The following is a 13,377-nucleotide window of genomic DNA, read 5'->3' as shown; positions in this document are numbered from 1 at the left end:
AGGGTCCTGACGGTGAGAGCGCAGCGCCGGACGACGGCACTGCCGATAGCACAATGCTGAAACCGCACAGACACAGGCGTCGCCGGGCGTGCAGTTCGCTGTCAGTATAGCGTCGGAAACGGATTAAATGTTGCACTGAGGCAAAACCGCAACTCGGTAGTGGTGCTGATTGCCATGGCACGCGGATGATGCATGCCATGCGCTCCCAGTCCTACACGGGACGGGCGCACGCGCCTATTGCGGCGCGCAGTGACAGGACTAAGATGGTGATACTTAATCTCATCAGGAGCGCAACATGCCAATCGATAATGACAACAAGGATCAGGACGTCAAGGGCCGCAACTGGGACCAGCTCACCACTGGCACGACCAGTGTGGCGACGATGGGCGCAGGTTCCACGGGCGATGTCGCCGGCAGCGGCAGCAAGGAATCGGCAACCGGCCCGGAGGCCGGCAAGGCAGGTATCGAGTCGATGCCGGTCAACGAGCAGCTTGGCCGTACCGACGATCTGCTGGCCGGCGGTTCGAGCGAAGAGCAGGGCGACGAGGGCTTCCAGGGCAAGACCGACGAGAATGGCACCCAAGGCAGTCAGTCGGCGGCAGGCACAGGTAACGGCACCAAATAAGTGGTCACGCGGGCAATGCGCCGCCTGGTGCATTGCCGTACGTGCTCTCCTATCGACAACTCCCGCCACAGGCCAGTGCAAGCACGCGCTGACGAACACTCGGTGACTGGAGTCTCTATGCAGCGATTGCTTCCCTGATAACGCAATCTGCTCAAGAAGCATGGCACATTGCCAAAATAATGCCCTGAACACGTCACTTCATCTTTCGCGTGCCTTTAGCGGGGGTAGCCAGTCTTCCAATCTCCATTACACTATTTCACGGCAGTTGCAACGCCTGCCAATCCTCTAAGGATGAGCTGGCTAGGGTACGATTCAGTTCAAGCCTGAGTTTGTCACCGTACTGACATGGCTGACTGTCATCATTTTTAGTGATAATGTGTCAGAATGTTGCAATGACTCAAGAGCTATCCAACTCCCGCTCCTATCGCGGACAGACGCCGGAACAACGTCGCGCCGATCGACGCAGCCGGCTGATTGCCGGCGCGATCAGCGTATATGGCGAGCGCGGCTATCACAATGCGACCGTCAAGGCTGTTTGCGACGCTGCTGGTCTCACGGAGCGGTACTTCTACGAATCGTTCGCGAACAGCGAAGCGCTCTTGATCGATTGCTACAGTTTCGTGACGAATTCGGTGCTGAAACAAATTCTGCACGTTGGCGATTCGACGCGCGGCGGCAAGGTTGCGCTGGCTCGAGCCATGCTCTACGCTTATTTCTCTCTTCTACAGAGCGAGCCACGTTCAGCCCGCGTCTTCCTCGTGGAAATACGTGGCGTCAGCGTTGCCGTGGACCGTACGTTCGACGATTCACTGCGCGATATCGGCAAGGCAGTAGCACGTCTGCTGGCACCGGAAGCGCTGGACGACGAATTGCTGCAGGCGGGGGTGATTGGTGGTGTGATCCATATAGCAATGCGCTGGATTGCGTGTGGCTACACGCCGCCGATTGATCAGGCGGTGGCCACAGCACTGCGCCTGGGCACCGTGCTGGTGAACCGGCGACCTGCGGCGGCGCCTGTCGTGGACTGAGTCCGGATCGAGCGGCCAGCACGTATGGCCTGGCCTCCCGGCGCTGCCCCGGTACGGGACGGCGACTGCTTCAGATGTGCAGTGCGTGGCCCAGCGCGCGCAGCGCTGCTTCCTGCACCGCTTCACCGAGAGTAGGATGGGCGTGGATCGTGCGCGCCACGTCTTCCAGTTGCGCGCCCAGCTCGATCGACTGCGTGAAGCCCGCGGCCAGTTCGGCCACGCCGACGCCAACTGCCTGCCAGCCCAGGATCAGGTGATTGTCCTTGCGCGCAACGACGCGGACAAAACCGTCGGTGCTCTCGATCGTCATCGCCCGCCCGTTGGCGCTGAACGGGAAGCTCGCGCTGATGGCGTCGATCCCCGCCGCTGCCGCTTCGCCAGGGGACATGCCGGCCACCACGATCTCGGGATCCGTGTAGCAGACGGCCGGGATGGCCGCCGGATGGAACCAGCGTCGCTTGCCAGCGATGATCTCCGCGACCATCTCGCCCTGCGCCATGGCGCGGTGGGCCAGCATCGGTTCACCCGTCAGGTCGCCGATCGCCCAGACATTGCGCATCGACGTGCGGCATTGCTCGTCGACCTTGACCGCACGCCCGTTCATGTCGAGCATCAGGTGTTCGAGACCCCAGCCGGTGGTTGCCGGCTTGCGCCCCACGGCCACCAGCACGCGATCGGCTTCGAGATACGCTTCGACGCCCGACGCGTCGCGTACCTTGACCCGCTCGCCCTCCATGCCGAGCACCGACGTGGCCAGGCGCACGTCAACGCCAAGGCGTTCGAGTGAACTAGCCACGGGTTTGACGAGGTCCGCATCGTAGGCCGGCAGGATGCGCTCGGCCGCCTCGACCACGGTGACCTGGCTGCCCAGCTTGCGAAACGCGGTACCCAGCTCCAACCCGATATAACCGGCGCCGACCACCACCATGCGGCGCGGCACTTCGCACAGTGACAGCGCCTCGGTCGACGAAATCACCGGTCCGCCGAACGGCATGAACGGCAGTTCGACGGCGTGCGAGCCGCTCGCCAGCAGCAGGTGTTCGCAGCGGATGCGTACCGGCTCTTGCCCGCTGCCCTCGTGCGGCTGTACCTCGACCGTCTTGCCGTCGAGGACGCGCGCCCAGCCGCGTACCACGCGCACGCCCTGTTTCTTGAGCAGCGCGCCCACGCCGCCGGTCAGGCGCTTGACGATGCCGTCTTTCCAGGCCACCGTTTTTTCGAGGTCGATGCTGGGCGCGTCGACCCTGATCCCCAGGGGCGACGTTTGCGCCGCGTAGTGCACGGTCTTGGCGTACTCGTCAGCCGCATGGATCAGCGCCTTGGACGGAATGCAGCCGATGTTCAGGCAGGTGCCGCCCGGCTGCGCGCCTTCGACGAGAACGGTGGGGATGCCCAGCTGGCCGGCGCGGATGCCCGCAACGTAGCCGGCCGGGCCGCCACCAATGATCAGGAGTGTCGTATTGATCGTCTCCATCGCTTACTCCACGAACAGGGTGGCAGGAAATTCGAGGTAACCCCGGATCGACTGCACGAACTGGGCGGCCACCATGCCGTCGATGACGCGGTGGTCGAACGACGACGACAGGTTCATCATCTTGCGCGCCACCATCGCGCCGTCACGAATGACGGGGCGGTCGACGATGCGGTTGACACCGACGATGGCGACCTCGGGCCGGTTGATGACGGGCGTCGTGACGATGCCGCCCAGCGCGCCCAGGCTCGTGATCGTGATCGTTGAGCCGGTCAGCTCGTCGCGCGTGGCCTTGCCGCTGCGGGCGGCTTCGGCCAGGCGGGCGATTTCGGCGGCGCTCGACCATGGGTCGCGCGATTCGGCGTGACGCACGACCGGCACCATCAGGCCCGATTCGGTCTGCGCCGCGATGCCGATGTGGGCCGCGTCGTAGGTCGTCAACGTGTTGGCCTCGTCGTCATAGCGCGAGCTCATCATCGGATAGCTGCGCAGCGCCAGCACGACGGCGCGCATCAGCAGCGGCAGCAGCGTGAGCTTGCCGCGTTCCTGGCCATAGCGGGCATTGAGTTGCAGGCGCAGCGCTTCGAGTTCGGTCACGTCGACTTCTTCGACGTAGGTGAAGTGCGGGATGTTGCGCTTGGCTTCCTGCATCTTCTCGGCGATCTTGCGGCGCAGGCCAATGATCTGCGTTGCGTGTTCGCCGTGCTGTTCGGCGTAGCGCTCGTCCATCGCGCCATTGGCCGCGCCACCGCGGCGCCCGGCCACGTGGGCATCCAGATCGGCGTGCGTGATGCGGCCTGCTGGCCCGCTGCCGGGCACGAACTGCAGCTCGACGCCCAGATCCCAGGCACGCTGGCGCACGGCTGGTGGGGCCAGCGGTTTTTCGCCGTCGGCGCGTAGTGGCGCGCCGGACGTGGCCCGCGCGGGTGCGGATTTCGCTGGCGCTGGCTTCGCCGGTGCTGCGGCGGGCGCTGGCGCTGACACTGGCGCGGCTGATGCATGCGCTGCCACGGCCTCGAGCTGCGGTTCGGCGACTTCCTCGGCCGGAGCGGTGGCCGCCCCGGATTGCACCGGTTCCTTGCGCGCCTTGTCGGCGCTGATGTTGCCGGCGCCGGCGACCTCAAGGCGGATCAGTTCGGCGCCCACGGCCAGCGACTGGCCGATTGCGCCGCCCAGGCTCGTGATCGTCCCGGCGACGGGCGACGGAATTTCCACCGTCGCCTTGTCGGTCATGACGTCGGCCAGCACCTGGTCTTCGCGCACCGTGTCGCCCGGCTGCACGTGCCAGGCGACCACTTCCACTTCAGCGATGCCTTCGCCCAGGTCCGGCATCTTGATGACATGAATCCCCATGATCAACCCTCCATCACGCGTTTCAGGGCCGCGCCGACACGGTCGGGCCCTGGAAAGTAAGCCCATTCCTGCGCATGCGGATACGGGGTGTCCCAGCCGGCCACGCGCCCGATCGGCGCTTCCAGCTGGTAGAAACAATGTTCCTGAATCAGCGCGGCCAGTTCGGCGCCGAAGCCGCTCGTCTGCGTGGCTTCATGCACGATGACGCAGCGGCCCGTCTTTTGCACCGACTTGACGAGCGTGTCCAGGTCGAGCGGCCAGATGCTGCGCAGGTCGATCACTTCGGCATCGACGCCCGATTCACGGGCGGCAGCTTCAGCCACCCAGACCATGGTGCCGTAGGCGATGACGGTGACGTCGTTGCCGGGGCGGACGATGGCTGCCTTGTCCAGCTCGACCGTGTAGTAGCCGGTCGGGACATCACCCTTCGGGTGGCCCGACCATGGCACGACAGGGCGATCATGATGGCCGTCGAACGGGCCGTTGTACAGGCGCTTGGGTTCCAGGAAGATCACCGGATCGTCGTTCTCGATCGACGCGATCAGCAGGCCCTTGGCGTCGTACGGATTTGACGGCATTACCGTGCGCAGGCCGCACACGTGGGTGAAGAACGCCTCCGGACTCTGGCTGTGGGTCTGGCCGCCATAGATGCCGCCGCCGCAAGGCATGCGGATCACCATCGAGGCCGTGAATTCGCCGGCCGAGCGGTAGCGCAGGCGCGCTGCTTCGGACACGATCTGGTCGGTCGCCGGATAAAAATAATCGGCAAACTGGATCTCGACCACCGGGCGCAGGCCGTACGCGGCCATGCCGACCGCGGTGCCGACGATGCCGCCTTCGGAAATCGGCGCGTCGAATGCGCGCGATTTGCCGTACTTCGCCTGCAAGCCGTCAGTCACACGGAACACGCCGCCGAAATAGCCGACGTCCTGGCCATACACCACGACGTTGTCATCGCGTTCCATCATCACGTCCATGGCCGAGCGCAGCGCCTGGATCATGGTCATCGGCACGGTGGCCGCATCTTTTGGTAAATCGTCGCGTGCCATGCTCATACCCCCAGCTGTTGACGCTGACGGCGCAGGTGCTCCGGCATGTCTTTATAAACGTCCTCGAACATCGTCGCGGCGCTCGGTGCGCGCTCGTCGCCCAGGATGCCGAAACTCTCGGCTTCTTTTTGCGCGGCCAGGATCTCGGCTTCGAGCGCCGTGTGCGTCGCGTCGTGCTCTTCGTCCGACCACCAGCCCAGGTTGGTCAGGTACTGGCGCAGGCGGGCGATCGGGTCGCCCAGCGGGAAGCGGGCGTAATCGTCAGCCGGGCGGTAGCGCGCCGGATCGTCCGACGTCGAGTGCGGGCCGGCGCGGTAGGTGACCCATTCGATCAGCGTCGGGCCCAGGTTGCTGCGCGCGCGTTCGGCGGCCCAGCGCGAGGCTGCCAGTACGGCCAGAAAATCGTTGCCATCGACGCGCAGCGACGCGATGCCACTGCCGACGCCACGGGTGGCGAAGGTCACGCTCTCGCCGCCGGCAATCGCCTGGAAGCTCGAGATGGCCCACTGGTTGTTGACCACGTTGAGGATGACCGGCGCGCGGTACACGTGCGCAAAGGTGAGGGCGGTCGAGAAATCCGATTCGGCGGTGGCCCCGTCGCCGATCCAGGCCGACGCAATCTTGGTGTCGCCCTTGATGGCCGAGGCCATGGCCCAGCCGACCGCTTGCGGGTACTGGGTGGCGAGGTTGCCCGAGATCGTGAAGAACCCGGCGCTGCGCACCGAGTACATCACCGGCAACTGGCGCCCCTTGAGGGGATCGCGCTCGTTCGACAGCAACTGGCAGATCATGTCGACCAGCGGCACTTCACGTGCCATCAACAGGCTTTGCTGGCGGTAGGTCGGGAAATTCATGTCGCCGTCCTGCAGCGCGAGCGCGTGGGCGGTGCCGATCGCTTCTTCGCCGAGGCTGATCATGTAGAACGACATTTTTTTCTGGCGCTGGGCGATGACCATGCGCGCATCGAAAATTCGGGTTTTCATCATCGTGCGCAGGCCGAAGCGCAGCAGGTCGCGGTCGGGCGCTTCGGCCCAAGGGCCGACGGCGTTGCCGTGCTCGTCGAGCACGCGGATGAGTTGCTGGGCCATGTCGCTCGTCTCGAGCGGGGCCACGTCGATGGGCGGGCGCCGTACAGCGCCGGCAGGGGTCAACTGGAGGTACGTAAAATCGGTCTTGCAGCCCGGACGGCCGGTAGGCTCCGGTACGTGCAGCGACAGAGGATTGCTCTGGCTCATATGTGCTTTCCCTTGTGAGGTGGTGTGCAGCATGAAGATCATAGCGTGCTGATTGACGTTTACGTCAACTGCGGCGAAATATTTTCATATTGCTATGCACCATACGGGAGCGGCGCTCGAAGACGAAACGGCGGGATCGTGCAGCGTCATGCTGTGTTTGTGGCCAGGCAGTGCGGGCAACGCGATGCAGCAATCTAATTTTCGAAGGAAAGACGCGCGGGTGAGAGAATCGAGCTTCTCCCATGACCGGAGGCATCATGCCGACCTGCGACGACATCCTTCTGCTGGCACGTTACAACGCGACGATGAACCGCCAGCTGTACGACGCGGCCTCGACCTTGCCGCATGAGCTGGTTACCGCCGAGCGGGGTGCCTTCTTTGGATCATTGCTGGGAACGCTGAACCATCTGGTTGCAGGCGACAGCATCTGGCTGTCACGCTTTGCTGGCCATGCGAGCGACTTTCGCGCGCTCGAGACGCTACGTGGCGCGGCGACCCCCAGCGACTTGCGTCAGTCGTACGGGGACAGCCTGGCGCTGCTGCGCGTGCAGCGCGAGCGGATCGACGGGATCATCATGGCGCTGGCGGCCGAGGTAACGGCGGCCGATCTGGCCCACGTGCTGGCTTACCGCAACACGCGTGGCGCCTCGTTCTGCAAGCCGTTCGGCAGCCTGCTGCTGCACTTCTTCAATCACCAGACCCATCACCGCGGCCAGGCCAGCACCTTGCTGACGCAGGCCGGCGCCGACATCGGCGTGACCGACCTGCTGGTGCTGATCGGGGACCAGCCGCCTGCGTGACGCTGGCGCGCCGCTCGCGCAGCCAGAACCCCAGGCCCGGCAGCGCCAACCTGCTGAAGCGGGAAGGTGGTGCTCAAATGCTATGCAGCACATTCATCGAGCGAAGCAGGCCGCTGAAAGGCGGTTGGACTTGCCTCGGGCCGCTCAGAACAGATAGGTGATGCCGAAATTGAGCGAGGCAGGTCGATATTTCGGCTTGCCGATCAATACATTGCCAGCATCAGAGGCCTTGAACGTGCCACTGTCGACGCCAGTCCAGCGCGCATCGCCGCTCAGGCGCCAGCGGGGTGCGAGGATGTACTCGGCGCCCACGATGGCTTGTACCGCCACGCCGCCTTTGCGCGAATACTCCTGCTCGGACCCGTTGCGGTCAACGTCGATATCCAGTCCGATCACGTAGCCTAGACCCGCGCCGATGAACGGACGTAACGCGCCGCGGGCCGGAAAGCGGTAGTACGCGTTCAAGAGGACCAATTCCGAAAAGATGTTGCCATCGACTTCGACACCACCGACGCGCCTGAGGTAATTGCCGCGCTCGTCCAACGCCAGCTCGACGGCCCACCCGTTGCCAAAGCGACGACCCACGGCGGCGCCGAAACCAAGACCGCCACCAAATTTGGCCGTGCCTCCCACACCGGGACCGGTAGGACGGAACTCCGAAAAGCTTGTCGATGGCGCTGCGGGGACGCCCCCGTAAGCGCTGGCGTAGAAGGCTGCTTCGTCCTGGGCGAGTGCCGCCAACGGCGCCAGCAACAGGACTGCGGTGAGATAGGTGACGTAGGTGACGTAGCGCGACTTGAAAGGCTGGTTCATGGCAGTCCTTTGGCAATGGAACTACAGAGCAGAACAGCCAATCACTTTACAGCTTTTTCGCGTGCTGTAAATACCAGTTTCGCCACACACCCGGTCAACGGGCGGGCGTCCTGTGCGCGCACAACAGCCGTTGCTGCGCCGTCGATAGCACAGCGAACCCCAGCTTATTCCGTCAGAGCGGCGCGCCGCTCGCGCAGCCAGAACCCCAGGCCCAGCAGCGCCAGCCAGATCGGGATCAGGATGACCGAGATGCGCAGCCCCGGCGTGATCGCCATGATCACGAGCAGGATGGCGACGAACGCCAGGCAGATATAGTTCGACAGCGGGAACCACGGACTGCGGAACAGCGTCGCCGCGCCTGCTTTGTCCTTGCTGCGCCGGAAGCGCAGGTGGCTCCACGAAATCATCGCCCAGTTGATGACGAGCGCGGCGACGGCCAGGCTCATCACCATGCCGAGCGCTTCTTCCGGCAGGAAGTAATTGATCAGAATGGCCGAACCGGTGGCAATGGCCGACACGGCCAGCGCATTGAGCGGCACGCCCCGTGCATTGGTCCGCATCAGCGCGCGCGGCGCATTGCCTTGCGCGGCCAGGCCGAACAGCATGCGGCTGTTGGCATACACGCAGCCGTTGTAGACCGACAGCGCGGCCGTCAGCACGACCAGGTTCAGGACGTTGGCGACCCAGCCATTGTCGAGCGCGGCGAAGATCAGCACGAACGGGCTGCCGCCGGTGACGACTTTCTGCCACGGGAACAGCATCAGCAGCACGGCCAGCGCGCCGATGTAGAAAATCAGGATGCGGTACAGCGCGTTATTGGTCGCGCGCGGAATCGTGCGCGACGGATCGTCCGCTTCGGCGGCGGTGATGCCGATCAGTTCCAGCCCGCCGAACGAAAACATGATCACCGCCATGGCCATGGCCAGACCGCCCACGCCATTGGGGAAGAAGCCACCATGGCGCCACAGGTTGGACACGCCCGCTTCGGGGCCGGCGCCGCCGCCGATCAACAGGTACAGGCCAAACACGATCATGCCGACCACGGCCGCTACCTTGATGACGGCAAACCAGAATTCCAGCTCGCCGAACGCTTTCACGTTCAACAGGCTGAGCAGGTTGACGAGCACAAAGAAACCGAGCGCCGAGACCCACGTCGGCAGTTCCGGGAACCAGTACTGCATATAGATACCGAGCGCCGTCAGTTCGGCGAGGCTGACGAGGATGTACATGACCCAGTAATTCCAGCCCGACACGAAGCCGGCCCGGCGCCCGCAATACTTGTCGGCGAAGTGGCTGAACGAGCCGGCCACCGGTTCGGCCACGATCATCTCGCCCAGCTGGCGCATGATCAGGAACGCGACCGCGCCGGCAATGGCATACCCGAGCAGCACCGAGGGACCGGCCATCTGGATGGTCGAAGCGATGCCGAGGAACAGGCCGGTGCCGATCGCGCCGCCCAGGGCGATCAGCTGGATGTGGCGGTTCTTGAGTCCGCGCTTGAGTTGGTGGTGCCCGTCGTCCATCGTCGGTTTCTTGATCTTGCTATAAAGACAGGGATTCTACTGCATTGGCGGGGCGCGGCAAACTCGCGCCACGGTTTCGATTGTCACGCTATGCTGATGATGATGGCAATTCGCCGACACTCACTGGAGACAAGCATGCGCAAGATGATCATGATGGCCCTGGCGGGCCTGCTGTGGAAGCAATTTCAGACCAAGGTCATGAAGCGCCCGGTCGCGCAAAAGAAGACCTGGCGTTATTAAGTACCAAAGCACGAACCGTCACTGATTGGGTGACGGTTCGACAGGCGCGGCTTCGGCCGCGCTTTTTTTTCGCTTGTGGCAATCACACGCCGTGCGCCAGTCCCAGGTTGCGATTGGCTGGTACAGCAACATCCATCAGGCCGGGCCGTGGGAGGTCGAGCGCCGACATCAGCGCGATGAAGTCAGGGCGCGCGCGGCCGGCCAGACGGGCATTGTGCGCGCGTTCCCAGCCAATGGTCGAGACCGACTGGCCCTTGTAATCATGGCCGGGCCAGACCCGCGTGGTCCCGTCGAGCGTGAACAGTTTGCCGGTGACACTGTCATACAGGTCGCCCGCGCTGCCGCCCTGAAAGTCGGTACGGCCGCAGCCGCCGATCAGCAGCGTGTCGCCACTGAACAGGTTGCCACGCCACAGGTAGCACATGCTGCCGGCCGTGTGGCCCGGCGTATGGATCACGGCAATCTCTTCACCATCGGCAAAGCCGATCCGGTCGCCGTCCTGCAGCTGGATTTCGGCCGGCGCGATGCCGCAGCCGCCCGGCGCGCACGCCTTCGCGCCCGTGTGGGCACGCAGCCGTCCGGCGGACGTGACGTGATCGGCATGCGCGTGCGTTTCGAACACGTGTGTCAGGCGCAGGCCAAGCCGTTCGAGGTGCGCCAGGTCGCGCTCGAAGTGGCGGTCGACCGGGTCGATGATGGCCGCATCGACGGCGCCGGGCGCGGCCAGGATATACGTGAAGGTCGACGACTCGGCGTCGAACAGCTGGATCGGGTTCAGTTGCATGATGGGTTCCTCGGTAGCGCCCATGTTGTACCACAAACGTGGCTCAGGGCCGGATCGTGGCCAGCTTGTCGGCCAGTGTCGCCGGCGAGAGTTCGCCCACATGGCGCGTGCGCACGCGGCCTGCCGCATCGTAGAACAGCGTCGTCGGCATGCCGGCCGCGCCAAGCCGCGCAGCGACCTGGCTGCCCGGGTCCAGCACGATCGTGCTCGACTGCACTGACACCGGCAGGCGCTCGCGCTCGATGTACGCGGTTACGGTGGCGGCCGACTCGCCCTGGTTGGCCAGCACGAACGCGATCTCCGGGTGAGCGGCCTGCGCCGCCATCAGGGCCGGCATTTCGCGCCGGCAGGGCGGACACCAGGTGGCCCACAGGTTAAGCACGACCGGCCGGTCGGCGACGCTGCGCAGCGCGACTTCGCGGCCGTCGAGCTGGCGCACCATGACGTCCGGCAGCGGCGTGTGGGCGGGCGTGAGTGCCTGATTCAGCAGCGTGCCACCGAACCAGACCGTGCAGCCCGCCAGCACGCATGCCAGCACGGGCCGCCGTAGCGCCGCATGACGGCGCGTGAGCTCGGCCCCGACCGCGCAGGCGGCGATCAGACCGGCCACCGATGCAAAGCCGCCGTCGCGAATATCGAACACGCTCAAGGGTGCGGCCAGATAGATCGCATGGTGCTTGAGGACGAATGCGAGACGGGCCGAAATAAAGCCGGCCGCGATCATGCGCCACAGCGTCGTGCCCGGATCGATGCCGCGCCGGCGCTGGAACCATTCGGCAACCAGCGTGCCCGCCAGGACCGCCGCCAGTGACAGGGCGACGGCGATCGGGATGTACAGTGGCCCCAGCCGGATAGCATCCATCTACGCTAGCGCGCCGCTCACTCTTCGTCCGGTGCCGCTTCGGGCTGGGCGAGCTGTTCGATCAAGAGCTTGTCGATCCGGTTGCCGTCCATGTCGACCACTTCGATGCGATAGCCATTCCAGTCGAACGACTCGGACGCTTTCGGGATATACCCGAACTGGTACAGCACGAAGCCGGCCAGCGTGTGGTACGCGCCCAGTTCTTCGTCCGGGAAGCGTTCGGTGGTATTGAAGACATCGCGGAAACGGTCCAGATCCACGCCGCCATCGAGCAGCCAGCTGCCATCCTGGCGCTGGACGGCGTCGGGATCGGTTTCTTCGCCGTTGACGGTGACGTCGCCCACCAGCGCGCTCATCACATCCGACAGCGTGACCATGCCCTGGATGTCGCCATACTCGTCGACGATCAGCGCCAGTTCGGCCCGGTTTTTCTTGAACAGCTCGAGCAGCACCATCGCGCCGACGGTTTCGGGCACGAACAGCACGTCCTGCACGGCGTGCTCGATATTGACCGCCTCGAGCGAGCCATGGCGCACTGACTGCGCCAGCAGGTCGCGTACCTTCACGAAGCCCAGGATCTGGGCGCGGTCGCCACGGTAGACCGGGAAGCGGCTGTAAGTGTGGCAGGCGATCAGTTCGAGCGTGTCGCGGCGTTCGGCATCCAGGTCGATCATGATCAGGTCGACGCGCGGCGTCATCAACGCTTTCAGGTGCCGGTCGTCCAGGCGCAGCGCGCGCGAGACGATGTCGTATTCGGTCTTTTCGAACAGGCCGGCGTCGGTGCCTTCCTTGAACATGCCGGCGATGTCTTCTTCGGTCGGCGCTTCCTCTTTGGCATCGTGGATGCCAAACAGGCGCACGATCGCCTCGGTCGTCAGCGACAGCACCTTGACGAACGGCGACATGATCAGTGACAGGGCCGACAGTGGCGGGGCAATCAACGTTGCCATCGTCTCGGGATGGCGCATCGCGATACGTTTCGGGACCAGTTCACCCAGCACGATCGACACGAATGTGATGGCCAGCACGACGATGAACAGCGCGATTTCGTAGGCGTAGGGGGCAAGAAAGCCCACCATTTCGATCTGCGGCTGCAGGCGCGTGACGAGCGAGGCTTCACCGAAGGCACCGGTAAAGATGCCGATCAGCGTGATGCCGACCTGGACGGTGGAAAGAAAATGACTCGGGTTGTCGGCCAGTGCGATGGCGCTGCGCGCGCCACGGCTGCCTTCTTGTGCGCGCCGTTCGAGCCGCATGCGTTTTGCAGAGACGAGCGCCAGTTCGCTCATCGCGAACACCCCGTTCAACAGGATCAGAACGAGGATGATCAATATATCTGACATGACAAGCAGAAGGCCTATGGCCGGGCATTCCGGGCCGTGGCCGGGTCCGCCACCATGGCGTACGGACGAATCATGGCATAAATGACAAAAATGTGGGGGCGCGTTGACGTACGGTAGGGCGGACGGCTATGCCGTCCACGCGTTCGAATTCATGCGGCTCCGTATTGCGGTGGTCGACCCGCGAACGCGTGGACGGGGAACCCGTCCACCCTACGATCGTCCCTGAGTGGGACATTTTGTCCGGGTATGGG

The 13,377-nt window shown here is 64.4% G+C and carries 12 protein-coding genes; 3 read left to right on the top strand and 9 right to left on the bottom strand.

Going from position 1 to position 13,377, the window contains the following annotated elements:
• Positions 1-295: 295 nt before the first annotated feature.
• Together AC56LY_RS08730 and AC56LY_RS08725 are read left to right on the top strand one after the other, a co-directional pair.
• On the top strand, positions 296-625 hold the full coding sequence (locus AC56LY_RS08730) for a hypothetical protein (protein WP_499578397.1): 330 nt from the start codon (positions 296-298) through the stop codon (positions 623-625).
• 392 nt (positions 626-1,017) lie between these two features.
• A complete protein-coding gene (locus AC56LY_RS08725) occupies positions 1,018-1,653 on the top strand; it encodes a TetR/AcrR family transcriptional regulator (RefSeq protein WP_499578395.1) in 636 nt (211 codons plus the stop codon).
• Positions 1,654-1,723: 70 nt separating this feature from the next.
• Here AC56LY_RS08725 and lpdA read toward each other — a convergent pair whose 3' ends face one another.
• Genes lpdA through AC56LY_RS08705 form a run of 4 tightly spaced genes read right to left on the bottom strand, consistent with a single transcriptional unit; the run spans position 1,724 to position 6,761 of the window.
• Entirely contained in the window at positions 1,724-3,127 is a 1,404-nt protein-coding gene (gene lpdA / locus AC56LY_RS08720; protein ID WP_499578393.1) for a dihydrolipoyl dehydrogenase, read from the bottom strand.
• Positions 3,128-3,130: 3 nt separating this feature from the next.
• Positions 3,131-4,477, bottom strand: a complete 1,347-nt coding sequence (locus tag AC56LY_RS08715; RefSeq protein WP_499578391.1) for a dihydrolipoamide acetyltransferase family protein — start codon at positions 4,475-4,477, stop codon at positions 3,131-3,133.
• Positions 4,478-4,479: 2 nt separating this feature from the next.
• Positions 4,480-5,526 carry an alpha-ketoacid dehydrogenase subunit beta gene (locus tag AC56LY_RS08710; RefSeq protein WP_229424618.1) on the bottom strand — a complete coding sequence of 349 codons (1,047 nt, stop codon included), beginning with the start codon at positions 5,524-5,526 and terminating at the stop codon, positions 4,480-4,482.
• 2 nt (positions 5,527-5,528) lie between these two features.
• On the bottom strand, positions 5,529-6,761 hold the full coding sequence (locus tag AC56LY_RS08705; protein ID WP_332532000.1) for a 3-methyl-2-oxobutanoate dehydrogenase (2-methylpropanoyl-transferring) subunit alpha: 1,233 nt from the start codon (positions 6,759-6,761) through the stop codon (positions 5,529-5,531).
• Between the two features lie 242 nt (positions 6,762-7,003).
• Here AC56LY_RS08705 and AC56LY_RS08700 point away from each other — a divergent pair, with 242 nt between their 5' ends.
• The gene (locus AC56LY_RS08700) at positions 7,004-7,561 is read left to right on the top strand and encodes a DinB family protein (RefSeq protein WP_499578389.1); all 558 of its coding nucleotides are present in this window, start codon (positions 7,004-7,006) and stop codon (positions 7,559-7,561) included.
• Positions 7,562-7,705: 144 nt separating this feature from the next.
• On the opposite strand, the gene AC56LY_RS08695 is transcribed toward AC56LY_RS08700, so the two are convergent.
• The 5 genes from AC56LY_RS08695 to AC56LY_RS08675 form a co-directional block, all read right to left on the bottom strand.
• The gene (locus tag AC56LY_RS08695; protein WP_499578387.1) at positions 7,706-8,374 is read right to left on the bottom strand and encodes an outer membrane beta-barrel protein; all 669 of its coding nucleotides are present in this window, start codon (positions 8,372-8,374) and stop codon (positions 7,706-7,708) included.
• 164 nt (positions 8,375-8,538) lie between these two features.
• Positions 8,539-9,897: an amino acid permease gene (locus AC56LY_RS08690; RefSeq protein ID WP_499578385.1), complete on the bottom strand. Its 1,359-nt coding sequence runs from the start codon at positions 9,895-9,897 to the stop codon at positions 8,539-8,541.
• Positions 9,898-10,219: 322 nt separating this feature from the next.
• Positions 10,220-10,921: an MBL fold metallo-hydrolase gene (locus AC56LY_RS08685; RefSeq protein ID WP_499578383.1), complete on the bottom strand. Its 702-nt coding sequence runs from the start codon at positions 10,919-10,921 to the stop codon at positions 10,220-10,222.
• 43 nt (positions 10,922-10,964) lie between these two features.
• The gene (locus AC56LY_RS08680) at positions 10,965-11,783 is read right to left on the bottom strand and encodes a prolipoprotein diacylglyceryl transferase family protein (protein ID WP_499578381.1); all 819 of its coding nucleotides are present in this window, start codon (positions 11,781-11,783) and stop codon (positions 10,965-10,967) included.
• Positions 11,784-11,800: 17 nt separating this feature from the next.
• Positions 11,801-13,126 (bottom strand): hemolysin family protein, encoded by a 1,326-nt coding sequence (locus AC56LY_RS08675; protein ID WP_499578379.1) that lies wholly within the window; start codon positions 13,124-13,126, stop codon positions 11,801-11,803.
• Between the last annotated feature and the right edge of the window lie 251 nt (positions 13,127-13,377).

The sequence above is a fragment of the Telluria sp. ZT3P25 genome (assembly GCF_059685895.1).
The sequence above is the reverse complement of the archived record's forward strand: the minus strand, read 5'-3'. Positions and strand labels throughout refer to the sequence as shown.

What these genes read in the sequence shown, in the direction of transcription:
- AC56LY_RS08730 (WP_499578397.1), top strand. Translation starts at nt 296, where the DNA reads ATGCCAATCGATAATGACAACAAGGATCAGGACGTCAAGGGCCGCAAC.
- AC56LY_RS08725 (WP_499578395.1), top strand. Translation starts at nt 1,018, where the DNA reads ATGACTCAAGAGCTATCCAACTCCCGCTCCTATCGCGGACAGACGCCG.
- lpdA (WP_499578393.1), bottom strand. Translation starts at nt 3,127, where the DNA reads ATGGAGACGATCAATACGACACTCCTGATCATTGGTGGCGGCCCGGCC.
- AC56LY_RS08715 (WP_499578391.1), bottom strand. Translation starts at nt 4,477, where the DNA reads ATGGGGATTCATGTCATCAAGATGCCGGACCTGGGCGAAGGCATCGCT.
- AC56LY_RS08710 (WP_229424618.1), bottom strand. Translation starts at nt 5,526, where the DNA reads ATGGCACGCGACGATTTACCAAAAGATGCGGCCACCGTGCCGATGACC.
- AC56LY_RS08705 (WP_332532000.1), bottom strand. Translation starts at nt 6,761, where the DNA reads ATGAGCCAGAGCAATCCTCTGTCGCTGCACGTACCGGAGCCTACCGGC.
- AC56LY_RS08700 (WP_499578389.1), top strand. Translation starts at nt 7,004, where the DNA reads ATGACCGGAGGCATCATGCCGACCTGCGACGACATCCTTCTGCTGGCA.
- AC56LY_RS08695 (WP_499578387.1), bottom strand. Translation starts at nt 8,374, where the DNA reads ATGAACCAGCCTTTCAAGTCGCGCTACGTCACCTACGTCACCTATCTC.
- AC56LY_RS08690 (WP_499578385.1), bottom strand. Translation starts at nt 9,897, where the DNA reads ATGGACGACGGGCACCACCAACTCAAGCGCGGACTCAAGAACCGCCAC.
- AC56LY_RS08685 (WP_499578383.1), bottom strand. Translation starts at nt 10,921, where the DNA reads ATGCAACTGAACCCGATCCAGCTGTTCGACGCCGAGTCGTCGACCTTC.
- AC56LY_RS08680 (WP_499578381.1), bottom strand. Translation starts at nt 11,783, where the DNA reads ATGGATGCTATCCGGCTGGGGCCACTGTACATCCCGATCGCCGTCGCC.
- AC56LY_RS08675 (WP_499578379.1), bottom strand. Translation starts at nt 13,126, where the DNA reads ATGTCAGATATATTGATCATCCTCGTTCTGATCCTGTTGAACGGGGTG.